Source organism: Chromatiales bacterium (genome assembly GCA_020445605.1).
In the GTDB taxonomy this organism is placed as follows: domain Bacteria; phylum Pseudomonadota; class Gammaproteobacteria; order JAGRGH01; family JAGRGH01; genus JAGRGH01.
This window is the reverse complement of the sequence record JAGRGH010000040.1, coordinates 1-23,719: the sequence shown is the minus strand read 5'-3', so window position 1 is coordinate 23,719 and position 23,719 is coordinate 1. Positions and strand designations below refer to the sequence as shown.

Below are 23,719 nucleotides of genomic sequence, written 5' to 3'. Positions count from 1 at the left end.
GTTAAGGAACAAGCGGCAGGAACTCGTCGCCCGCAATCAGACCGGCCGGATCGGGTTTCCCGGTCGGCAGCGGCAGAAACCGGTTGGTCAGCCATAGCGGCGTCTGGTTCGCATAGAACGGATCGGCCGGATTCGGGATACCGCTGGCGCCGAGGGGCGTGATCTGTTGGGCCTGGATCGGACCCATTTCCGGCGGTACCAGGTGCGCAACGAAACGCCGTGCTGGCCCCATATTGAACTGGTAGTCCGCGGGCGTGTCGGCACGCAGCCGATCGCTCGTTGCGAGATCAATGCTGAGCGTTCCGCCGTCGACGGCAAAACCCTGCAACGCATCGACCGTGTTTGCGCCGGGCGGGACGTTCAGCAATGGCTCGAAATCCCCCAGCGTGTGCTTGAACACGATGCGGTGCAGCATGCCCCAGCGGTAGTCATCGAGGTTTTTCGACTGACCGAACGCGCCGTCGAATGCCGGGCTCGCAAACTGATCGAGCGCGTTCTTCATCGCAAGCAGGATCACGAAGTCGCGCGCATCGGCGACACTGTTGATGCCGGGCGTGCCGAAGAAATAGAACAGCTTGCTGGCGCTGCCGCCCTTGAAGGCATCGAAATTCTCGAGCACGTGGCGCAGGGCTCGTATGCGCGATTCCGGTTCCGGCAGGACGTCGTCCGCGAGCCCGTCTACCTTCGTGAAGGTCTCCAGGGTGCCGAACAGCAGGTCAAACGTGCCGCGAACGATGAAGTCGCGCCAACCGCTATAAAGCGTAGCGGCGACGCTGTTGGCGATCTCCGCGTCCGACGGCGGGCCGGGTTGCGCCGGGTTGTCGCCGAAATCAAATCCGTCATCCGTTCCGGTCGGCGTCGAGAAATCCCACGCCGCGAGCCGCTGTACGGCCGCGACGAGATTCGGCACGAGCAGCAGTGCCTTCAAGGGCAGCTCGGCTTCCGGACGCTGGGCGTTCACCAGGGCCTGGACGATGTACGGCACGAACACCGAGGCGTCGTGCAGTTTGGTCTCGCCCTGGATCGAGATCATGTCATCGAGCGTGAACTTCCGCTGATCGTTCTCCACAACCTCGGCGATCCGCGTGGCCATGCGCACCTGGCGATATCCGCCGTAATAGGTGCTGCCTTCGTTGAGATAATAGATTCCGCCACCGGCCCGCCACTGGTTCAGGGGGTTGTTGTCCGCAGTCGTTCCGACCGGGTCGCTGTTGGCGTTGATGATGTAACCGCGTGTCGGATTGATCTCGTTCGGCAACTCATCGTAGGGCAGGATCTCGAACGGCGTTGCCTGGTTGGGCTGCGGGTTGGCCAGCGCAGCCCAGTGGGTCATCGGGTCATTGCCGTTGCGGATGAAACCCGGGCCAAGGCCGGCGACCTTGTCCATCTGCAGGTCCGTGCGAAGTGGAATCTCCGCCATCGTGAAATAGGCGATGTTGCCGGCGTTGTCCGCGTAGCCCCAGTTCTGTGAACCCACGTCGAAGTACTCCAGCGCGGCGCGAAAGTTCTGCGGTGAATTCACGAACGGCAGCTGGCGGAAAAAGTGGAACTCCTGCGTAGCGAACTGGATGACACTGGCCACCGCCAGCGCGGTGACATTGGTCGGGTCGCTGAAATCGACGTTGACGATGGGTCCGAAATCCGGCGCGATCAGGGTCAGGCCCCCGGGATCCTGTGGGGTGATTCCGGAGTCGACCACGTCGTCGAACACGGTATTTTTGATCAGGTTGACCTTGTAGGTCTGCGGAATCAGCTGCAGCGGGCGCGGCATGTTCTCGACAAAGTACGCGACCGGAACGCCAGCCTGCGGATCGATCTGCAGTTTCAGCTGAAAGACGTCGGTCTGGTCCACGCGATTGACGGTCGAGCCCCAGCAGTAGCTTGCGGTGCAGCCTTGGCCGAACCCTGGTACGCCCGGGAAGCTGACGCCTGAAACCCAGTACGGCGTTTGTGCATCCGTCACGTCCAGACTCGCAATCGGAAAGAACAGCGACGGATTTTCCAGCGGTTGGTGCGGGTCGTTCGCGAACATCGGATAGCCGGATTCCGTCAGCGCGCCAGCGACCAACATCATGTTGCTGCCCATCGAACTCGAGGTCGGCCTGAGTGCCGCCTGCAACAGCGGGTTGGAGTCCACCTGCGACCGAAACTGCTTCAGCTGCGCGAGCAGTTTTCCCTGCTCAATTGCGGCCGCCGCGAGCGGGGTGGGGGCCTTGCCCATGTCATCGAAGTAATCGGGGATCGTCGGGGCAGACTCGAACGGAGCGGCGCGCCAGAGTTCCTCAAAGAACGCTGCGGCACCATCAAAGCCGGTTGCTGCGCCTACCCCCTGCAATGTCAGCAATGCAATCGTGCGATCGATATCAACCAAGCTTACGCCGAGCTGAAACGTCAGCAGCTTGACGATCGCCAGGGTGTCGGTTGGTGTCCATGCCGGAATGCCCGCCTTCGTGAGTTCCAGCGCGCCGTATTCCGGTGGAAGCTGCGGCGCCACGGCGATCAGCGTATTGATCGCAGCGGCGTAGGCCTGCAGGCACGCGAGGTCGGTGGCCGAAAGTACGGTTTCGGATCGTTCCGCCGCACGCCGCAGCCCCAGGGTGCGCAATTGCACGTCCTGTTCAAGGACGGCACTGCCAAGCAGTTCGGCAAGGGTGCCGCTGGCTGCGCGGCGCAGCACGTCCATTTGATACAAGCGGTTCGATGCATGGGACCAGCCGAGCACGAAGCAGGCGTCCGCGTCATTGGTGGCGGTGATGACGGGCTGGCCCGCGGCATCGGTGTCGAGACTGGCCGGTCCGTTCAGTCCGGGAAGCACCAGGGCGGCGGCGTGGACGCCGGCCGAGGCCAGTGTCAACGACAGTGACAGTGCACCCAACCCTGCGCGTACGATCTGGCGAATTCGCTTCATGGCGTCGTGACTCCGGCGGCTTGCTTTGGCGGTGGTCCTTGTTCTTCAAGTCATATGCTTTCAGGGATGGGTTGCCCATCACCTGAAACGTCTCGGAGTATAGCATCGGGCAGGCGTTGCACCGGAACGCGCAGTTCCGCAACGTCTGGCACAGTCGATTAGAAAATCTCCATATATTTATATACGCGCCTACTGTTCTGTGTGGCGGTTTCTCAATGCTGTCCAGAGTCCGCGAATCCGCTACACTTCCGCCAGTCGCGGCGCGTTCACCTTGTCTGAATCAGCACCTGCGGTGGCCGCAATGGTCGGCGGCTTCGTTCAAACGCTTTGGCCAACAGTCGTTGCGTGATCAGACCCGGCGCAGCGGAAGGGGAGTACGACGAGATGCGTGTAGACACACCAAAGACTCATTACCCACGGCTGACCGGCCTGGGTGCGCTGCTGGCACTGGCGCTTGCCCCGGGCGAGGCCCCGGCGCTGGATCTCTCCACCGGCGAACTTGAAGCCCGGCTCGACACGACGCTGTCCTGGGGTGTCGCGTGGCGCGTGAGCGGGCGCGACGACGACATCGTCGGCATCGCCAACGGCGGCAACGCGTACTCGGTCAACGGCGACGACGGCAACCTCAACTACGATCGCGGCGTTGTCAGCAACATCGCCAAGATCACCTCGGAACTGGATCTGCGCTGGCGCAACTTCGGCGCGTTCGTGCGCGGCAAGGCGTTCTACGATTTCGAACAGGAGGACTCCGATCGCGACCGGACCGACCTGACCAGCGAAGCGCTCGACGTCGTGGGCTCCGATGCGGTGCTGCTCGACGCCTACCTCTCGGCGAATTTCGACGTCGCGAATCACCCGGTCGCGCTGCGCGCCGGTGAACAGGTCGTCAGCTGGGGCGAGAGCACGTTCATCCCCGGCGGCATCAACGTCATCAACCCGGTCGACCTCTCGGCGCTGCGTGCACCCGGCGCGGAACTGCGCGAGGCGCTGCTGCCGGAGGGCATGTTCTGGGGCTCGGTCGGACTGACCGAAGACATCTCCGTCGAGGGCTTCCTGCTCTACGACTGGGATCGAATCGAGGTCGATCCGCCCGGCACGTATTTCTCCACCAACGACTTTGCCGGCGTCGGCGGCACCCGCGCGATGCTCGGCTTCGGTTCAGTCTCCGACATGCTGCCGGCCGGGCCCGCCGGCGCGGCGCTGGCCGGCAGTTCACCAGCAGGTTCGGTGGTGCCGCGCGATCCGGGTCGCACCCCGGGAAACAACGGCCAGTACGGCGTCGCCGTTCGGCTGTTCGTCCCGCAGCTAAACGAGACCGAATTCGGCCTCTACCACATCCGCTATCACAGTCGGCTGCCGATCATCAGCGGCCGGACCGGCTCGCTCGCGCCGATCGTGGATCCGCGCACCGGCCTGCCGGCCGGCGCCCTGGCCGGGGATTACGCCGGCAGCGCCGGGTATTTCCTCGAGTATCCGAAGGACATCAAGCTCTACGGGCTGTCGTTCAACACCCAGCTCGGCACCACCGGCGTTGCGTTGCAGGGCGAGCTTTCACACAAAAAAGACGTGCCGTTGCAGGTCGACGATGTGGAGCTTTTGTTTGCCGCCCTGTCACCGCTGGGTGTGCCCAGCCAGCTCGGGGCCTATGGCTTCAATTCAGAGGTGCCCGGTTTTATCCGGCGCGACGTATCGCAATTGCAGGTGACGGCGACGAAGGCATTCGGACCCGCACTGGGTGCGGATCAGTCGATCCTGCTCGCCGAGGTCGCCTGGAACCATGTGCATTCCATGCCGAAGAAGGATGACCTGCGGCTCGAGGTCGCCGGCACCTACACCAGCGGCAATCCGCTCGCGACGCTCGGCGGACTGCAACCGGCGACCGAGAAGACCGGGAATTTCGCCGATGGCGATTCCTGGGGTTACCGCCTGCTTTACCGCATGACCCTCAACAACGTGTTCAGCGGCGTGAACCTGTTGCCGCGCGTGGCCTGGGCGCATGATGTTAAGGGCAACTCACCCGGGCCAGGCGGGCCGTTCCTGGAAGACCGCAAGGCCATCACGCTCGGCTTGCAGGCGACCTATCTGGAAGCGTGGGAGGCCGACATCTCCTACACGAATTTCTTCGGTGCCGGGCGGCTGAACCTGGTCAACGATCGCGATTTCATCGCGGCGACCGTCAAGTACTCGTTCTGAGGCGGAGGGAAGCAAACGTGAAAACAATGAGCAAACTTGCCGCCGCCCTTGCGATCTGTCTGCTGAGCCCGCTGTCACGCGCCGAGATCAGCGCCCAGGAGGTCGCGCGTCTGGGTGCGGACCTCACGCCGCTGGGCGGCGAGAAGGCCGGCAATGCGGCCGGCACCATCCCGGCGTGGACCGGTGGCATCACGGCGCCGCCGGCCGGTTACACGAAAGGCATGCACCATCCGGACCCGTTCGCCGCTGATGCCGTCATCGCCAAGATCACGAAGGACAACATGGCGCAGTACGCCGAGCGGCTCACCGCGGGCCAGAAGGCGATGCTGGAGACCTATCCGAGCTTCTACATGAACCTGTACCCGACGCAGCGCAGCGCGTCGGCTCCGCAACGCATCTACGATGCGACGCGGACGGTGGCAAGCACGGCCAGGGTGACCGACGGCGGCAACGGCGTGACCGGCGCGGTCATCGGCATACCGTTTCCGATCCCGAAGACCGGTCTGGAGGTGATCTGGAATCACATCCTGCGCTATCGCGGCGAGATCGCCTCGCGGGTGATCTCCCAGGCCACGCCGACGCGCGGCGGTGACTACACGCTGGTCGATTTCAAGGACGAGTTCTACGTGATCTACTCCATCGACGGCTCCACCGAGGCGTCGCTGGACAACACGATCCTGTATTTCAAGCAGGAAGTGACCGCGCCGGCGCGCCTGGCCGGGCAGATCCTGCTCGTGCACGAGACCCTCGATCAGGCCAAGGAACACCGTCGCGCCTGGATCTACAACCCGGGCCAGCGCCGCGTGCGCCGCGCGCCGAACGTCGCGTTCGACAATCCGGGTACCGCGTCGGACGGCATGCGCACGTCCGATCAGTTCGACATGTTCAACGGCAGCCCCGAACGCTACGACTGGGAACTGGTCGGCAAGCGCGAAATGATCGTGCCGTACAACTCCTATGCGCTGCACAGCGACAAGCTGAAGTACTCCGACATCCTCACGCCGCTGCATGTGAACCCCGAGCACCTGCGCTACGAACTGCACAGGGTCTGGGTCGTCGAGGCGCGTCTGAAGGACGGCACGCGGCACGTGTACAAACGCCGCACGTTCTATGTCGACGAGGACTCCTGGCAGATTCTGCACGTCGATCAGTACGACAACCGCGACCAGATCTGGCGCGTGTCCGAGGGACACCCGATCAACTACTACGAGAAGCCCGTGTTCTGGACCACGCTGGAGGTTCACACGGACCTGCAAGCCGGGCGCTACCTCGCGATCGGGCTTGATAATGAAAGCTCGATGTACGACTTCGAGGTGCAGCGCACGCCCGACGACTACACCGCCGACGCCTTGCGCAGAGAAGGGCGGCGCTGATCCGAACGGCCAACGGATGACGCGATGATCAGGGATTCCCAAGGCCCGCCATCCGCGGGCCTTTTCGGTTGCAGATGGTCACTCGACAACTGATCTGCGGCCTCGCATCGCTCTGCGGGCTGGCGGTTGCGCTGGGCTCCGTGGCGCGCGCCGCGGACCAGCCCTGCGCCGGCCACAGCGCCAGCATCGCACCGCTCGCGGCACAATCGTTATTGCTCGACGGCGCCGTCGACGACGCGCTCGCGATCGTCGTCGGCGAGCGTGGGCATATCCTGCGCAGCGACGACGGCGGGCACGAATGGCAACAGGTCGTGCCGCCTGCGCGTGCGACGCTGACCGCCGTCACATCGATCGGCGCCGATGTATGGATCGCGGCCGGCCACGATGGTGTCATCGTGCGCAGTCACGACGCCGGTCGGTCGTGGACCCTCGCGCGTTGCGAGCCCGATGCACGGCAGCCTCTGCTCGATGTCCTTGCGGCCGATGGCGTCGTGCATGCGATCGGCGCCTACGGCCTGTACCTGCGCTCGATGGATTCGGGACAGACCTGGGCTCAGCACGCAGTGAATCCCGACGAAGACTTTCACCTCAATGCGATTGTGCGGCTGCCAAACGGTGGGCTCCTGATCGCCGCGGAGGCCGGCACGGCCTATCGCTCCGACGATGCCGGCGAAACCTGGCGCAATCTCGAAACGCCGTATGAGGGCTCGTATTTCAGCGCCATTGCGACCGCCGATGGCGACATTGCGCTGCTGGGACTGCGCGGCCACCTGTTTCGATCGGTTGACGACGGGGAAACCTGGGAGGCTCTCGACACCGGGACCACGGCGATGCTCACTGCGGCCGTCGCGCTGGACGAAGATCGCGTGCTGATCGCGGGCCTCAGTGGAACCCTGCTCGAATGGTCCGTTGCCGGGCAGCGCATCGCGGCACTTCCCCAACCCGACCGCAAGGGCCTGCAAAGGCTTCTACGCATGGGCGATGGCAGCCTCGTGTCGGTCGGTGAGGCAGGCGTGCGCCGGGTCAATCTGACGTCAACTCAGCCAGGCACCGGCGGTGGCTAGGGGCGGAGTCGTACGTGCCATCGAGCGGGCGGTGTTCGACCACCGCGGTCTGGTGCTGCTGGCATTCGCGCTGGCGACACTGGCCTTCGGGGCGGCCGCACTCAAGCTGCGGGTCGATGCCGGGTTTGCCAAGCTCCTGCCGTTGCAGCATGAGTACATGCAGACCTTCGTCAAGTATCGCGACTCCTTCGGCGGCGCGAACCGCATCCTGATCGCGTTGACCGTCGATCGCGGTGACATCTTCACCCCGCAATTCTTTGAAACCCTGAAGGGCGCGACCGACGAGGTGTTCTTCATCGAGGGCGTCGACCGCGCACGCGTGCAGTCCCTGTTCACGCCAAACACCCGGTTCACCGAAGTCGTCGAGGACGGCATCTCCGGCGGCAACGTCGTGCCCGCGGATTTTCAGCCAACGCCCGAGGGGCTCGCCCGCGTCCGGGAGAACCTCCTGAAATCCGCCTATGTGGGCCGTTTGGTCGCGAACGATTTCACTGGCGCGATGATCGTCGCGAACCTGCTGGAGATCGATCCAGCCACGGGCAAGCGTATCGACTATCAGCAGGTCGCCGGCGAACTCGAAAAGAAGATCCGCGAGCGTTTTATCACCAGCGACCGCGGCATCTCGGTGCAGGCCGCAATCGACGTGCACATCATCGGGTTTGCGAAGGTTGTCGGAGACATCACCGAAGGCGCAGCGCGGGTGGTGGTGTTTTTCGGCATCGCGTTCGTGATCACCGCGGTTTTCGTTTACTGGTTTACGCGCTCGCCTGCACTGACCCTGATCCCCCTGGTCTGTTCGTTGATTGCCGTCGTCTGGCAGCTCGGCAGCCTGACCCTGGTCGGCTTCGGCATCGATCCGATGTCCATACTCGTGCCGTTTCTGGTGTTCGCGATCGCCGTCTCGCACGGAGTCCAGATGGTCGGCGCCGTGCGTGCGGAGGTGTTCGACGGCGCCGACTCGATGCAGGCCGCGCGCCTGAGCTTCCGCCGGCTGCTCGTTCCAGGCGGGATCGCACTCGCGAGCGATACCATCGGCTTCATCACCATCCTGCTGATCAAGATCGAGATCATCCAGGAGATGGCGATCACCGCCTCGCTCGGTGTCGCGGCCATCATCCTGACCAATCTCGTGCTGTTGCCGGTGCTGCTGAGTTTCGTGCCGTACTCACACGAGTACCGGCGGCAGCTGCATGCGATCGCCGAGGCCAGGCGCGGCATGTGGCATGGCCTTGCGAAAATCACCCGGCCGCGCCCGGCGTCGATCACGGTTGCGATCGGCATCGTGCTGTTCGTGCTCGGCGCCTGGAAGGCGGCGGACATCAAGATCGGCGATCTGCATCGTGGCGTGCCCGAGCTGCGTCAGGATTCGCGCTACAACATCGATACCGACGTGATTTCCCGGCGTTTTTCGATCGGCGTGGACGTGCTCACGGTGTTCGCCGAGACCGAACCGCAGGCCTGCATCGACCACGCGCGCATGGCGGCCATCGACGAGTTCACCTGGCACGTCGAGAACATTCCAGGCGTGCAGTCCGTGCTGACGCTCGGCATGCTCGCGAAACTGATCAACGCCGGCTGGAACGAGGGTGCCATGACCTGGCGTGTGCTGCCGCGCGATCAGACCGTGCTTGCGCAGGCCGTCTCGCCGATCGATACCTCGAGCGGCCTGCTGAACAGCGACTGCTCGGTCATGCCGGTGCTGATCTTCACCGACGATCACAAGGCCGAAACCATCGAGCGCATCGTGGAGTCCGTGAAGCGCTACCGTGAAGCGCATACGGACGATGGGGTGACCTACGCGCTCGCCGGCAGCAACGTCGGCGTCATGGCCGCCACGAACGAGGCGGTCGATGCCGCGCAGTTCCCCATCCTGGTGTATGTCTACGCCGCCATCATCGTGCTCTGTCTGCTTACGTTCCGATCGCTTCGCGCCACGCTGTGCATCGTGTTGCCGCTTGCCCTGGTCTCGGTGCTGGCGTATGCGCTGATGACCTTCCTGGAGATCGGGCTCAAGGTTTCGACCCTGCCGGTCGTGGCGCTGGGCGTGGGGATCGGCGTCGATTACGGCATCTATATCTTCAGTCGTCTACAGAGCCGCCTGGAAAGATCCGAGCCACTTGAGGATGCGTTCGACAAGACGCTGCGCATGACGGGTATTGGCGTGCTGTTCACCGGCCTAACGCTCGCCGTGGGCGTGGCGACCTGGATATTCTCGCCGCTGAAGTTCCAGGCCGACATGGGCATTCTGCTGACCTTCATGTTCCTGTTGAACATGATTGGCGCACTCGTGCTGCTGCCAACGCTGGCGCGCTGGTTGATCGGCGATCCAAAGCCGATTGCTGGCGAACCGAATGAACATGACTGACGACACGCTGCGAATCACGCACAATCCGGCCGCGAACCGCTTTCAGGCGGAACTCGCTGGCGCGACGGCGATGCTGGAATATCGCATCGCCGGCAATACCGTGACGATATTTCACACCCTGGTTCCGCCGGAACATCGCGGGCAGGGGGTTGCGGCCGAACTCGCGCGCACCGCGTTGGACTGGGCACGCACGCAGTCCCTGCGCGTCGTGCCGCAGTGTTCCTACATTGCGGCGTTCATGCGGCGCAACCGCGAATACGGCGACCTTCTGGCCGACTAGCGTCCTGTCCCACAATTATCTGTCATTTCTGAGGGTTCCTACGGTTCGAGGGCAAGGCGCGTCGTGAAGGCAATGGTCATTCCATTGGCAAGCGGCGCAACACCGCCCTCGAACCGTAGGGGCCCTCCCTGCGGGCGCGGCTGGGCAGGGCTGACGCAGCGTTGGCGATCCTGTCCATAGCTCGCTATGGCTGCGAATCGCCGCCTTGATTCAGCCCTGCTCAGCCACGCAGAAACGATAGATAATTGCGGGACAGGACACTGGCAGGCTGTTGAAAAAGGTCCATCCGTGGCCTTTTCAACATCGCAATCGAAAAGCGCGGTTTTCGGTTGCTCACGAAGATCAAACACTTGAGTGTTCGATTTTCGGGCGAGACGACCATGTCTCCCGCGCGGCGGCGTTATCCGCGCGCGCTGCGCGGCACGAAGTCGCGTTTCTTCTCACCCAGATAGAGCTGGCGCGGCCGGCCGATGCGGTGATCCGGTTCGCCCATCATCTCCTGCCAGTGCGTGACCCAGCCGACCGTGCGTGCAATCGCGAACATGACGGTGAACATGTTGCGCGGGATGCCGATCGCCTTGTAGATCAGCCCGGAATAGAAGTCGACGTTCGGATAGAGCTTGCGCTCGATGAAATATTCATCACTGAGCGCGATTTCCTCGAGGCGCAGCGCGAGTTCCATCTGCGGGTCATTCGAGTCGCCCAGCGCCTCGAGCACCTCGTGGGCCATCTTGCGGATCACGCGTGCGCGCGGGTCGTAGTTCTTGTAGACCCGGTGACCAAAGCCCATGAGCCGGAACGGGTCGTCCTTGTCCTTGGCCTTGGCGACGTACTTGTCGATCTGCGAGACGTCGCCGATCTCGTCGAGCATTTGCAGCACGGCCTCGTTCGCGCCGCCATGTGCAGGCCCCCACAGCGAGGCGATGCCGGCCGCTATGCACGCGAACGGGTTCGCGCCCGAGCTTGAAGCGAGCCGCACCGTGGAGGTGCTGGCGTTCTGCTCGTGATCCGCATGCAGAATGAACAGTGCATCCAGTGCGCGCACGGCCACGGGTGGCGCCTCGAACCGTTCGCTGGGCACCGAGTACATCATGTGCAGCAGGTTCTCGGTGAACGAGAGCTTGTTGTCCGGGTAGATGAACGGTTCGCCGATGTTGTGCTTGTAGCTCGCGGCGGCGATGGTCGGCATTTTCGCGATCATGCGATAGGCCGAGACCCGTCGGTGCCCCGGATCATTGATGTCGAGGGAGTCGTGATAGAACGCGGCGAGCGATCCGACCACGCCGACCATCATCGCCATCGGATGGGCGTCGTAATGGAAGCCGTCGAAGAAGATCTTCAGGCTTTCGTTGATCATCGTGTGATAGACGATCTTCGAGCGGTAGGACTCGTATTGTTCCGCCGTCGGCAGTTCGCCATACATGATCAGGTAGCAGACTTCGAGGAAATCGCTCTGCTCGGCGAGCTGATCGACCGGGTAACCGCGATACAGCAGCATGCCCTGGTCGCCGTCGATGAACGTGATGCTGGAGCGACAGCTCGCGGTCGACATGTAACCCGGGTCGTAGGTGAACATGCCGGTGCGTTTGTAGAGCTGCTGCACGTCCAGCGTCGATGGCCCCATCGTGCCGTCGAGCACCGGCAACTCGATGCTTTCGCCGGTTTCCGGATTGGTCAGTACATAGGGTTTATGGGCCATGTGCGGTTCTCCGATGGTGGCCGGACGCGGGCCGAACCGGCATTGTACCGGTGCGGTCCGCGTCAGCCGTTCTGGCGGTTCAGGGCGTGGGCAGCCGATCGATGTCCTCGCGCACGGCGCCGGCCGAGGTCGCGAACGCAGCCTGCTCGGCATTGGTGAGTTCGAGTTCGACGACGCGTTCGATGCCGCCAGCGCCCAGCACGCACGGGACCCCCATCGCGATGCCCGATTGTCCGTATTCGCCGTCGAGTATGGCGACCGACGGCATGATACGCCGCCGGTTGAAGGCGATCGCGTCGACCATCGCCGCGACCGATGCGGCCGGCGCGTCGTAGGCACTGGAGTTTCCACGCAGTTTCAGCACTTCCGCGCCACCGTCGCGGGTGCGCTGGATGATCTGGGCCATGCGTTGCGCGCCAATGAAGGTCTCGACCGGAATGCCGTTCACCGTGCAAAGCCGCTGGACCGGCACCATGGTGTCGCCATGCCCGCCGAGCACGATGGTCGTGATGTCTTTCATCGAAAACCCGGTTTCCAGCGCGATGAAGTGCGCCATGCGCGCTGCATCCAGCACGCCGGCCTGGCCGATCACGCGCGAGCGCGCCCAGCCGGTGCGCTGGCACACGCGCCAGGTCATGACGTCGACCGGGTTGGAGACGATGAGCATCATCGCGTCGGGCGCGTGGGCGAGCGCCGCATCGATGACGGTGTCGATGATCGCGACGTTCTTGCCCAGTACGTCCGAACGGGACATCCCCGGCTGGCGCGGCAGGCCTGCTGTTACGACGATGAGATCCGAACCGGCGACCGCGGCCGGGTCGGACGAGCCGTCGACCCGCGTGTCGCTGCGGTAATAGTTGCGGCTCTGGGCGATATCGAGCGCCGCGCCTTCCGGAGCGCCCGCGCGCACGTCGACGAGCATGAGCTCGCGACAGAGTTCGGCCTGCGCCAGATAGACGCCGGTGGTCTCTCCCACACGGCCGGCGCCGCCGACGATGGAAATCTTGTTCAACATGTCCGGGAACCTCTTGGTGGTGAATCGGCCGGCGACGGGGCGTTCGCCGGATCTATTTGGACTTTTTCTTTTTCTTGCGGCGGGCGGGTTGGTCTGCGTCCGGACGCTTCGGCTCGGCGTTCGCCGAGTTCACGGGTGCGGACGTTTCGGGCGGGGACCGACGCGCGACGCCGGAGTCGACCGCCGCACGGGCGACGGCCGGCGGGATGCGTTCACGCAGGCGCGGGTCGGTTGGTTTGGGAATGATGTAGTCAGGGCCGAAGCCGAGTTCGCTCAGCCCATAGGCCTCCAGCACGGCCGCCGGAACCGGCTCGTGCGTGAGTTCACGCAACGCCTTAACACAGGCGATGAGCATTTCGTGATTGATGGTGCTGGCCCGCACATCGAGTGCCCCGCGAAAGATGTACGGGAAGCCGAGCACGTTGTTGATCTGGTTCGGGTAGTCGCTGCGGCCGGTCGCGATGATTGCGTCGGGGCGCAGTTCGCGGATCTCCTCGGGCCACAGCTCCGGATCCGGGTTCGACAGCGGAAACACGATCGGGTCGCGTGACATCAGCCGCAGATGCTCGGGCGGCAGCAGACCCGGGCCGGACAGGCCGATGAACACGTCGGCGTCGACCATGGCCTCCATCAGCGTGCGACGGCGGGTGTCGACGGCAACCGCGAGTTTGTGCGCGGAGAGGTCCGTGCGCCCGGTGTGAATGACCCCGGTCCGGTCGACGACGATGGTGTTGCGGCGTGGCACGCCGAGCAGGTTCAGCAGCCGCACCGAAGCGATGCCGGCCGCACCCGCCCCGAGGCAGACGATGCGTACGTCCGCGAGCCGCTTGCCGACCAGTTGCAGGGCATTGAGCAGCCCGGCCGCAACGATCACCGCCGTGCCGTGCTGGTCGTCGTGGAACACCGGAATGTCGAGCCGCGAGCGCAGCGCCTGCTCGATCTCGAAGCAGTGCGGTGCGGCGATGTCCTCGAGATTGATGCCGCCAAAGGTCGGCGCGATCCGCGCGACGGTATCAATGAACGCCTGCGGCGTTTCCGCCTCGACCTCGATGTCGAACACATCGATGCCCGCGAAACGCTTGAACAGCACGGCCTTGCCTTCCATGACCGGCTTTCCGGCGAGTGCGCCGACGTTGCCGAGCCCGAGCACGGCGCTGCCGTTGGTGATGACCCCGACCAGGTTGCCCTTGGCGGTGTATTCGTAGGCCGTGGCGGGGTCCGCGGCGATCCGCCGCACCGGTTCGGCGACGCCCGGCGTGTAGGCCAGCGCGAGGTCGCGCTGGGTCTCGGTGGGCTTGGTCAGCGCAATGGCAAGCTTGCCGGGCACGGGCTGCGCGTGATAGCGCAACGCGGCGGCGATGAATTGTTCGTCTTTGCTGCGTGCCATTTCCGGGCGGTCCGGTTGTCAGCGCAGGGGATGGTCAGCAGAGATTTTGTGCATAGCACAAAATCTACTACTTGCCAGACGAAAACGCCAGCCCGGCGGGGCTGGCAGGACGCGATCGCGCGCGGCGCGACCGCAGCGGCACTACATGCCGTACTTGCGGCGGAACTTGTCCACGCGGCCGGCGGTGTCGACGATCTTTTGCTTGCCGGTGTAGAACGGATGGCACGCCGAGCACACATCGATGTGCAGTTCCTTCGACCCGGTCGAACGGGTCTCGAAGCGGCTGCCACAGCTACAGGTGACGCTGACGTCGTGATAATCGGGATGCACGTCTGATTTCATGTTCGGATGCTCGGCCTGCACGGCCTTCAGCGGGAATTGCGGGCGCGAGATTATAGGGGCTGAACCTCGGCGCCGGCAAGCCATGCGTGAGGGCTGCGAATTGCGCGAAGAACCTGTCGCGCACTTTCAGCGAAACCCGCTAAGTGCTTGATGGCGCGAGGGTCGATCATTGATCCCCAAAGCGTGTGGATAACGCTGTGGATAAAGGTTCGCCCGCGATGCCTAAACCGCATGAATACGGGTTTTTTTTCATTTTGGTTACTTTTTTTCCAGATGATTGATGCCTCATGGAATCAATCACTTACACCTTTTCATGATATACGAATGGACTGCGCGGGTCGGACAGTGACGCAGCGCGTCAGCCGTTCGTCGGAATGTGTAAAACTTTTTTGACGCCGCGTGACGCGGTGCTCAATCGTCGTCACGTTTGAGGCGCAGATAAACGCCCATTCCGGGGTCGAAAACGGCCTCGAATTCGATCGGTCGGCAGCACACCGGGCAGTCTTCTACGTAGCGACCGGTGTCCGACGGGTCCACCAACGCCGTGAACGGCTCCCCGCAATACGGGCAGTGCAGTTCGTGCTCCTCGCGCTCGATCATTTCACGCAAAGCTGCCGACCAGGTCGTTCAGAAACCGGCGTCCCAGGGCTGTCGGGCGCCAGATACCGCCCTCGGATTCGATCAGTCCGCGGTCGCGCGCGGCGTCCAGGCGGGTGTCGAGCACGCTGGCGGGCAGCGCCGTGCGTGCCTCCCAGCGTTCGAGGGTGAACCCCTCGTCGAGCCGCAGCGCGTTGAGCATGAATTCGAACGGCAGTTCGTCCGCGTCCACGAAGCGTCGCTCGGCGTCGGCCGCGGCTGTGCCGGCGGTGGCCATGTAACGCACCGGAGCCTTCTGTTTCGCGTGGCGTTCAACCTGCCCCGAGGCCGGGTCGGTCAGCTTGCCGTGGGCGCCGGCGCCGATGCCGACGTAGTCACCGAAGCGCCAGTAGGTCAGGTTGTGTCGACACTGGTGCCCGGGTCGTGTCCAGGCCGAGACCTCGTAGCGCGCGTAGCCGGCGGCGGCGAGCATTTCGGTTGCCGCGTGCTCGATCTCCGCGATCGCGTCGTCGACCGGCAGGTTCGCCGGCGGGCGCGCGGCGAACGCCGTGTCCGGCTCGATCGTGAGCTGGTAATACGACAGGTGATCAGGGTCCAGCGCGAGGGCCCGATCGAGGTCCGCCAGTGCCGACGCCGCGTCCTGGTCAGGCAGGGCGTACATCAGATCAATGTTCAGATTCTCGAATCCGGCGGCGCGCGCCGCACGCACGGCGTCGCGCGCCGCGCGTGCGTCATGGATGCGCCCAAGGCGTTGCAGGGCCGCGTCGTCGAGGCTTTGCACGCCGATCGACAGGCGGTTCACTCCGGCGGCGCGGTAGCCGGCGAAGCGCGCCTGGTCCGACGCGCCCGGGTTGGCCTCCAGCGTGATCTCGGCTTCGGGCACCAGACGATCGCGCTGGCGCACGGCATCGAGAATGGCGGCGATCGACTCCGAGGCGAACAGGCTCGGCGTGCCGCCGCCGAAAAAGACGCTGGTGAAACGCGGTGCTTCAATGGCTGCGCATTCGCGCTCGAGATCGCGAATCAGTGCGGCCACGTAGGCGTTCTCGTCCGGCGCTTGGGTCCGTGCGTGGGAGTTGAAGTCGCAGTACGGGCATTTGCGCACGCACCACGGCAGGTGCACGTAGAGCCCGAGGGCCGCGTCGCTCATGGACGGTCGGTCGTGCCCGGCCGGGCCTTACACGGCCAGGGCGGTGGCAAGCAGCGCGCCATGCACGATGGTGCCAGCGATGGTCAGACGAATGGCCGGCACGAGGCCCTGCGGACGCTCGTAGTTGCGCGCCAGGGTGCGCGCGGCGGCGTAATGCAGCGCGGCCGGCGCGGCGGCCGCCAGCGCGGCGGCGGGAAGCCAGCGAAGGGCAATGGCCGTGACCAGCGCGCCATAGGCCAGAACGACAAGCAGGTAGTAACCGATCACCGCGCGTTTTCTGCCCAGGCGCACGACCCAGTTTCGTTTGCCGACCGCGCTGTCCGCACGAAAATCCGGAAACTGGTTGATGTAGAGCACGGCCGCGACCAGCAGCGCGAACGGCCCGCCCGCGATCAGCGGCAGGGCGTGAAACGGCAACCCCTGCGCGAGCCAGGTCCCCACCGGGATGAGCAGGCCGAAGCCGATCGCAACAGCGGGTTCGCCGAGGCCACGCGCCGCCAAGCTGAACGGCGGGGCCGAGTACGCCCATCCCAGCCATAGCCCGAGCGCGCCTAGCGCCGCGAGCGGCCAGCCGCCGCGCGCGAGCAGCGCGAACCCGATCGCCGCCCCCAAGGCAAGCAAGGTCATGCCAAACCGCGCCATCGCGGCGCCACTGAGCACGCCGTTCTGGATCACCCGGCTGCCGCCGGTGAACGGAAAAACCCGCTCGGCATTCAGTGCGTCGCCGCCCGAGCGATCGTCATAGAAGTCGTTCAGTACATTGACACCCGCATGCACCAGCAGCGCGCCGATCCCGGTGGCGGCCACCACGCCGGCCTCCAGCGATGCGCCGGCGAAATGTGCGGCCGCAGCGCCCAGCGCTACCGGTACCGCGCTTACGGCGAGAAAACCGGGGCGGGTCGCGACCAGGTAGCGCAGCGGGCTGTGGCCGAGGGCCGCTACGGTCGGCTCGCCGGCCTGGATCATCTGTGGATCGGACATTTCGGTTCAGAACTCGGGCGCAAAACCTGCAAATAATGATCTACGGCTTTTTCCCGGTCCAATGCACGTGATAGAGGTCCAGGCGCCGGTCGCGCCAGTTGCGCACGGTGCCGTTGCGGCGCAGGTCCACAAGCTTGTCGAGATCGAGATCGGCAATCAGCGCCATTTCAGTGTTCGGCGTGGCTTCGGCCGCGATTGCATCGTGCGGAAACGGATAGTCCGAAGGCGTGAACACCGACGCCTGCGAATACTGGATATCCATGTTCTCGACGTTCGGCAGGTTGCCGACACTGCCGGTGATGATCACGTAGCACTCGTTCTCGATGGCGCGCGCCTGCGCGCAGCGGCGCACGCGCTCGTAGGCGTTCTTGGTGTCGGTCCAGTACGGCACGAACAGGAGCTGCAGGCCACGCTCTGCGAGGATGCGCGGCAGCTCCGGAAACTCCACGTCATAGCAGATGAGAATGCCGATTCGACCGGCGTCGGTGTCGAACACGCGCAGTTCGTCGCCGCCCTGCAAGCCCCAGTAGCTCGCCTCGTCCGGCGTGACGTGAATCTTGTACTGCACGTCCCAGGTGCCGTCACGGCGCAGCAGGTAGCAGGCGTTGCGCAGCGCCTGACCGTCGTAGACGGGCATGGAGCCCGCGACGATGTTGATGTTGTAGCTCAGCGCCAGCGACAGCATGTGCTCGCGCAGGGTTTCGGTGAACGTGGCCACGTCGCGGATGGCCTGCGGCGGGTTGTCCTGATTGAACTGCACCATCAGCGGAAACGTGAAAAACTCCGGAAACAATACGAAATCCGCCTTGTAGCCCGCGAACACATCGACGAAATATTCGATCTGCTGTTTCAGCACGTCGAGTGTCGGGGCCTGGCGCATCTGCCACTGCGCCGCGCCGACCCGGACCTGCGACCGATCCACATGCAGCGGTGGTTCCTTGGCCTGGTGGTGGATGTTGATCCACTCGATCAGCGCGGCATTCGCGCGTGATTCCTGATCCTTCGCCTCATACTCGTGAATGACCTTGAGCACGTGAAAGTCGTTCGCGAGCTGGATGGACAGCACCGGGTCACGCAGCTCCTGCGCCTTGACCAGTTCGATGTACTTGACCGGGGTCATCCTGTCGGCATATTTGCGGTAGCCGGGGATGCGCCCGCCCGCGACAATGCGGCGCAGGTTCAGGTTCTCGCACAGGGTCTTGCGCGCGTCATACAGCCGACGTCCCAGGCGCAGATCACGATAGTCCGGGTCGACAAAGATGTCCGCGCCGTACAGGGTGTCGCCGTGCGGGTCGTGGGTCGTGAAGTAGCCGTCGCCGGTGACCTCCTCGTAGGTGTGGCTGTCGCCGAAGTGCCGCAGGTTCACGATCAGCGCATTCGAGGCCGCGATGACCCGGCCGCGATCCTCGATGCAGATCTGGCCTTCCGGGAAGCGGGCGATCTGCGCGGCGAACTGCTCGCGCGACCACGCGCCGTCCCAGTGCGGATAGATGCGGTCCATCATCCGCGCGATGTCCGGGTAATCCTCGACGCGGGTGTTGCGCAGGACCAGCTTGTGCTCGCGTTTGCGTGCGCGCTTTTCGGCCTTGTCGACGTCTTTGGCGCCTTTCGCCGCGGACTTCGAACGCTTCTTGTGGCCCTTGCGAGCGGCCGGAGCCTTTGCGGATTTGCCGTCTGCGGGCTTCTTGTCGGTCTTGCTCATGGGCATGCCTGTATTCGGGGGGCCTGCTCGATCATACCGCGAGCCCGTTCGGTTCGATTCCGCGGCCCGCCTGCGCCCGGCCGCAACGAGCGGCCCGCGCTCCGCCGCTCTCAGCTTGCGAACGGCGCGTTGAGGGTTTCCAGAGATTCGGGTCGCCCGCGCACGAAGGTCGCGCCGCTGTCGAACGGCAGGGTGAACAGTTCCAGGCCTGGATCGTTCCTGAGCCGCTCCATCAGCAGGCACACGGTGTATTCATAGCGCACCTCCTCGCCGTAGATGCGCCCCCGGCGGCGTTGCACGCTGTCGTGAAACACGGTCACGGCCTGATCGGTCAGCTTGTCGAGAAACGCGAGGTAGTCGAACCGTGCCTGCTCGGCCGTGTGCAGACCATCGATCATCAGCAGGCCAATGTCACGAAGTTCGGCATAGGCCTCGGTCGCGACGAACTCCTGTGTCGTGCAGCAGAAATGCCGGACGTTCGGCGTACCGAGATCACGGAAATGCGCGGCAACCTTTCCGGCCTCCATCCAGAAGTCGTCGACAAACGACGGATCGATGAAGACCACCCCGCCGCCCTCGCCGTTCTCACGCAGGGCATTGGCGATGACGGCCGGCGCGAACCCGCGCCACGAACCGATCACAACCGCAGTCGAGGGCCGCAGCAGCCGCGCGAGCGCGTGGTAGATCTCGCCCAGACCCAGATTGTGGTCGGCAAGGCGCTGATGATGGCCCATGCCGAGCATGTCCGGGTTGGAGAACAGTCTCTTGACGAAGTCGCTCACGTTCAGGCTTGCAGGAGTGGATCTGGTTGACCGTCCGGAAGGATACGCAGGTCGGACAGCGCGGTGCATGCGCGTTCACGCCGGTGGCGCTATTCTGTTGCCTCCTTCAAGACCATCGGTGTCCGGGCGCGGTGACGACCAACCAGAATCCATCCATCATGCCGTCGCCGGCCGTGTCGGTGGTGATTCCCACCTACAATCGGGCCTATGTGCTCGCGCGTGCGGTCGACAGCGTGCTGGCGCAGACCTTTCAGGATTTCGAGCTCCTGATCGTCGACGACGGCTCGACGGATTCGACGGCTGCACTGGCCCGACGCTATGTCGACCTCGCGCCGGACAAGGTTCGCTATCTGACGCAACCGCACTTCAACGTCGCCTCCGCGCGCAACCGTGGCGTACGCCACGCGCGCGGCGAGTTGCTCGCGTTTCTGGATTCCGACGATCAATGGCACCCGGAGAAGCTGCAACGACAGATCGGTTTTCTTGAACGCTCCGGCGTCGCCCTGGTCCACACCGGCCGCACGCTGACCCGCACGCCAGGCAACCGGCGCGATCGCATCCGCAGCTTTCCACAGCGGCTGGCGCGCAGCAGCCGCGAGCTCCTGTCGGCCAGCGCGAACGTCGCGATGACCGTCATGGTCCGGCGCGCGGCGCTGGATCGCGTCGGGCTGTTCGACGAAATGCTGAACACCACGCAGGATCTCGATCTTTGGTTGCGCATCGCGCGCGAGTTCGACATCGGCGTGATCGACGCGCCGCTGGTCCACAGCTTCAAGCTCGAAGACAGCCACATGGCCGCGAATCCCGTGCAGACCTATCACGACCGCATCCGCGTCATGCACCGGATGGCGCGGGATCGCCACGAGGCGGTCAACCGGCCCGGCTGGTATCGGCTGATGGCGCTGCACTGTGCAAGCCAGTCCGCCGAGCACTGCCGCCGGCGGCGCTACGCGGGCGGTCTGTACTGGGCGCTGCGCGCAATCCACGGATTCGCGTTTGCGGCGTTCGGCACACCTCGATCGACACGGCGGCGTCTGTCCCTGCCCGCGATCTGGCGCGCACTGCGGTCGACCGCTTGAGCGACCTGGGTTGTCGGTTCGAGCTTTTGCCGAACGGACAGATTCGCTACGCCCGCGATGGTTCGTCGCTCGCCCCGCGCATGCCACTGTGGCTCGCACGCCACGGCCAGACGCATGTCAACGGACTTCGCGACGAATCCGGCTGGGCCAACTCCGGCCGTGACGATGAACTCAACCAGCTGACGGAGCTTGGTCGCCGGCAGGCGGACGTGCTGGCCGATGCTCTGTTTCAGGCCATGCGGGCGGAGCTTTCAGGCGCGCAACGATTCGTCGTTTGCACGAGCGCCCTCTCCCGCGCACGTGAGACGGCCACACCGTTCATTGAACGCCTGCATCAGCACGGTCATGCGCCGGAGGTGCGGTCATTTGCAAGTCTGGACGAGATTGACCTCGGCGAATGGAGCAACAGGCGGCCATCGGACCTCGCGCCGGTCGAGCGGGAACGGCTGGACCGCTTCCGCTTCGGGGCGGACGCCAGCCTGCGCGCGCCCGGCGGCGAATCGTTTCTCGATCTGCTGGAACGCACGGCCTGCGCGCTGGATGCGCTGAACGCCACGCATGCGAACGATACGGTGGTTGTGTTCACGCACGCGACCACCATCAGCGCGATGCGCATGCACGCACGCGAACCGCTGTTCGAAGACGAGTCCGGCATCCTGCGCTGGACCGGCAAGGCGATCGGTTCCGCGGACTACCTGCGCTTCGACCCCGCAAGCGGGCGGTATCTGAAGCCGACCTGAGTCAGATCGTACCGTCCTGCGGTTGATAGCCAAGCAGCTCGCAGGTCGACTCGATGCTCAGCCGCGGGTTCGCGTGCCGGCTGAGCGCATGCACGATCGCGAAGTCGACGGATTCCTTCGCGACACAGCGATCGAACACGCTCGCCAGATCGCGGGCGCTGATCCAGGCCTGATGGTAGATATCGTCCGGCGGCGGCGGCGCCTCGCCGGGCGCGAGAATCTTGCCGATGCGCACACACAATGCGGACAAGCCGCGGTTCGCGTAGCTGCGCGCCAGCGCCTCGCCAAAACACTTGCTCGCGCCGTAGACGTTCAGCGGATTCACCGGCAGGTCCGGCGTCACGCTCATCGACAGCGGATACGCGAACACGCTGTTGATGCTGCTTGCGAACACCACGCGTGCGCAGCCGGCGCGCTGCGCGGCCTCGAACACGTGGTAGGCGCCGACGATGTTCGGCCCCAGCACGGCGTCGAACGTGGCGTGCATGCTCGGCTCGGCGGCGAGATGCACGACGGTGTCGACGCCCTTGCAGGCGTCCAACAGCTGTTCGAACACGGTGATGTCGGCCGCGACCCGTTCGCCGGGCACGTCGAGCCCGACCGGCCGCCGGTCGAGCAGTCGCAATGCGTGGCGTTCGGCGAGCCGGGGCAGCACGTAGCCCGCCACGACACCGGCCGCACCGGTCACCAGCACCCGTTTCGTCATTGCTCGCGGCTCGCAGCCATGGCGCCTGGATCGTTACACGGCCCGGCCGGTGGCTGTCTAAATTTTTTACAATTTGCGACGCCGGCGGGTCGACCCAGAATACAAGCCATTGAATGGATTGAACTGTCTTGGATGGCGCGAAAATTGCTTTGTCTTAAGGTCTGACAGTTTTCTCTGCGGAACATCCGAAAATGAAACCCGGTTCCAGACTGCTTCCATTGTGCGCGGCCATCGCCGCGCTCGGCGTAGCGACCAGCCAGCCCGCGGGCGCCGCGATCATGATGACCTCCGACATGACCGCGTTTACCGCCGACGAGACGGTGTTTCTGGACAAGTTCGACTCCAGCCTCGGCACCCTGACCGACGTCCAGATCAATTTCGACTGGAACTGGGATCTGGAGCTTACGATCAATTACGACGGACCCGAGGGCTACCAGCTCGACCGGTACGCCCACTCCAATCACAGCGGACAGGTCGACGGATCAGTGCTGCCGGGTAGCCCACAATCATCCGAGTTCGCAACGAATTTCGAAGCGAGCTGCACGTACAGCAGCGTGGGAAGCTCCACTGGTTCCGTCTCGTGCATGGACGGCCGGATGGAAACTAACGGCACGTCAGGCGATTTCGAGGACGAATTCACCATCGTGCTCGATCCGCTGGACTTCATCGCGGCCTTCATCGGCGACCAGTTCTCGCTGACCATGAGCGCAATTGCCCAACTGGTCGACTGCGAGGACGCGGACAATACCAGCCAGCTCGGTTGTGTTCCAACCACTGCCTGGTACGGTGATCTGGAAGTCGTCTACACCTACGAAACCGAAGACGAGCCCCCGCCGAACGAGCGTGTGCCGGCACCGGCACCGCTGGCACTGATCGGGCTCGGCCTCGCGGCACTCGGTATCTCACGGCGAAACCGCACGGGCCAGTCCGCATAGTCAGCGGCGAATCAAAGTAGTAACAAAAGCCCCCGACACCGGGGGCTTTTTTGTGGATGCTTTGATTGATGCGCCCGAAGGGAGCACTCCATGCTGTCCCGGTCATGCGCGTCCGCGCGACCACGCAGGCGCATTCAAAATCGCTCCCGAGCGCTGTGTGCGACTGAGTGCTTGTGCCAACGCCCAGGCCAGGCCACTTTCGCAGCCGGGCCCCCTGAAGGATCTGGCTGTGTGAATGGCGCGCCCGAAGGGATTCGAACCCCTGACCTCTGCCTCCGGAGGGCAGCGCTCTATCCAGCTGAGCTACGGGCGCGTTGTGGGGCAGACATTGTACTTGCCGTCCATGGCGCAGCGCGGCAGAAATGACCAGCCCCGGCCCCGCCCTCCATGGCGCGGCGTTCACCCCTGCAAGCGCCACGTT

General features: G+C 64.4%; 19 protein-coding genes and 1 tRNA gene. 8 read left to right on the top strand and 12 right to left on the bottom strand.

The genetic code is table 11. The features are described from left to right. Position 1 precedes the first annotated feature (1 nt). The gene (locus KDG50_08505) at positions 2-2,908 is read right to left on the bottom strand and encodes a penicillin acylase family protein (protein MCB1865460.1); all 2,907 of its coding nucleotides are present in this window, start codon (positions 2,906-2,908) and stop codon (positions 2-4) included. A 384-nt stretch (positions 2,909-3,292) separates the two neighbouring features. Here KDG50_08505 and KDG50_08500 point away from each other — a divergent pair, with 384 nt between their 5' ends. The 5 genes from KDG50_08500 to KDG50_08480 all read left to right on the top strand — a co-directional run bounded on the left by KDG50_08500 (position 3,293) and on the right by KDG50_08480 (position 10,183). Then, positions 3,293-5,101, top strand: coding sequence for a DUF1302 domain-containing protein (locus KDG50_08500; protein MCB1865459.1), 1,809 nt, complete (start codon positions 3,293-3,295; stop codon positions 5,099-5,101). Between the two features lie 17 nt (positions 5,102-5,118). Continuing rightward, positions 5,119-6,474, top strand: coding sequence for a DUF1329 domain-containing protein (locus KDG50_08495; GenBank protein MCB1865458.1), 1,356 nt, complete (start codon positions 5,119-5,121; stop codon positions 6,472-6,474). Between the two features lie 74 nt (positions 6,475-6,548). After that, positions 6,549-7,538 (top strand): hypothetical protein, encoded by a 990-nt coding sequence (locus tag KDG50_08490; GenBank protein ID MCB1865457.1) that lies wholly within the window; start codon positions 6,549-6,551, stop codon positions 7,536-7,538. After that, on the top strand, positions 7,531-9,903 hold the full coding sequence (locus KDG50_08485) for an RND family transporter (protein MCB1865456.1): 2,373 nt from the start codon (positions 7,531-7,533) through the stop codon (positions 9,901-9,903). The genes KDG50_08490 and KDG50_08485 overlap by 8 nt, the downstream gene beginning before the upstream one ends. Then, complete coding sequence (locus tag KDG50_08480; protein ID MCB1865455.1) at positions 9,896-10,183, top strand: N-acetyltransferase; 288 nt, start codon at positions 9,896-9,898, stop codon at positions 10,181-10,183. The genes KDG50_08485 and KDG50_08480 overlap by 8 nt, the downstream gene beginning before the upstream one ends. A gap of 400 nt (positions 10,184-10,583) precedes the next feature. Here the strand turns inward: KDG50_08480 and KDG50_08475 are convergent, their stop codons facing one another. The 9 genes from KDG50_08475 to KDG50_08435 all read right to left on the bottom strand — a co-directional run bounded on the left by KDG50_08475 (position 10,584) and on the right by KDG50_08435 (position 19,907). Beyond that, the gene (locus KDG50_08475) at positions 10,584-11,882 is read right to left on the bottom strand and encodes a citrate synthase (GenBank protein MCB1865454.1); all 1,299 of its coding nucleotides are present in this window, start codon (positions 11,880-11,882) and stop codon (positions 10,584-10,586) included. Between the two features lie 79 nt (positions 11,883-11,961). After that, complete coding sequence (locus KDG50_08470) at positions 11,962-12,894, bottom strand: malate dehydrogenase (GenBank protein ID MCB1865453.1); 933 nt, start codon at positions 12,892-12,894, stop codon at positions 11,962-11,964. A gap of 55 nt (positions 12,895-12,949) precedes the next feature. Beyond that, entirely contained in the window at positions 12,950-14,284 is a 1,335-nt protein-coding gene (locus KDG50_08465) for a malate dehydrogenase (GenBank protein ID MCB1865452.1), read from the bottom strand. A 141-nt stretch (positions 14,285-14,425) separates the two neighbouring features. Further along, positions 14,426-14,626 carry a 50S ribosomal protein L31 gene (gene rpmE / locus KDG50_08460; GenBank protein ID MCB1865451.1) on the bottom strand — a complete coding sequence of 67 codons (201 nt, stop codon included), beginning with the start codon at positions 14,624-14,626 and terminating at the stop codon, positions 14,426-14,428. Between the two features lie 411 nt (positions 14,627-15,037). Continuing rightward, on the bottom strand, positions 15,038-15,226 hold the full coding sequence (locus KDG50_08455; GenBank protein MCB1865450.1) for a CPXCG motif-containing cysteine-rich protein: 189 nt from the start codon (positions 15,224-15,226) through the stop codon (positions 15,038-15,040). Position 15,227: 1 nt separating this feature from the next. After that, on the bottom strand, positions 15,228-16,373 hold the full coding sequence (gene hemW / locus KDG50_08450) for a radical SAM family heme chaperone HemW (protein MCB1865449.1): 1,146 nt from the start codon (positions 16,371-16,373) through the stop codon (positions 15,228-15,230). A 27-nt stretch (positions 16,374-16,400) separates the two neighbouring features. Next, positions 16,401-17,354, bottom strand: a complete 954-nt coding sequence (locus KDG50_08445; GenBank protein MCB1865448.1) for a prenyltransferase — start codon at positions 17,352-17,354, stop codon at positions 16,401-16,403. A 40-nt stretch (positions 17,355-17,394) separates the two neighbouring features. Then, a complete protein-coding gene (locus KDG50_08440) occupies positions 17,395-19,056 on the bottom strand; it encodes a GNAT family N-acetyltransferase (GenBank protein MCB1865447.1) in 1,662 nt (553 codons plus the stop codon). A gap of 110 nt (positions 19,057-19,166) precedes the next feature. Next, positions 19,167-19,907, bottom strand: coding sequence for a class I SAM-dependent methyltransferase (locus KDG50_08435; protein MCB1865446.1), 741 nt, complete (start codon positions 19,905-19,907; stop codon positions 19,167-19,169). 62 nt (positions 19,908-19,969) lie between these two features. Between KDG50_08435 and KDG50_08430 the strand changes: the two genes are divergently transcribed. Beyond that, entirely contained in the window at positions 19,970-20,917 is a 948-nt protein-coding gene (locus tag KDG50_08430; protein MCB1865445.1) for a glycosyltransferase family 2 protein, read from the top strand. Then, positions 20,914-21,657, top strand: a complete 744-nt coding sequence (locus KDG50_08425) for a histidine phosphatase family protein (protein ID MCB1865444.1) — start codon at positions 20,914-20,916, stop codon at positions 21,655-21,657. The genes KDG50_08430 and KDG50_08425 overlap by 4 nt, the downstream gene beginning before the upstream one ends. A 1-nt stretch (position 21,658) precedes the next feature. On the opposite strand, the gene KDG50_08420 is transcribed toward KDG50_08425, so the two are convergent. Further along, positions 21,659-22,363: an NAD(P)-dependent oxidoreductase gene (locus tag KDG50_08420; protein ID MCB1865443.1), complete on the bottom strand. Its 705-nt coding sequence runs from the start codon at positions 22,361-22,363 to the stop codon at positions 21,659-21,661. 191 nt (positions 22,364-22,554) lie between these two features. Between KDG50_08420 and KDG50_08415 the strand changes: the two genes are divergently transcribed. After that, a complete protein-coding gene (locus KDG50_08415; GenBank protein MCB1865442.1) occupies positions 22,555-23,298 on the top strand; it encodes a PEP-CTERM sorting domain-containing protein in 744 nt (247 codons plus the stop codon). A 236-nt stretch (positions 23,299-23,534) separates the two neighbouring features. Here KDG50_08415 and KDG50_08410 read toward each other — a convergent pair. Continuing rightward, positions 23,535-23,611, bottom strand: a tRNA-Arg gene (locus KDG50_08410). Between the last annotated feature and the right edge of the window lie 108 nt (positions 23,612-23,719).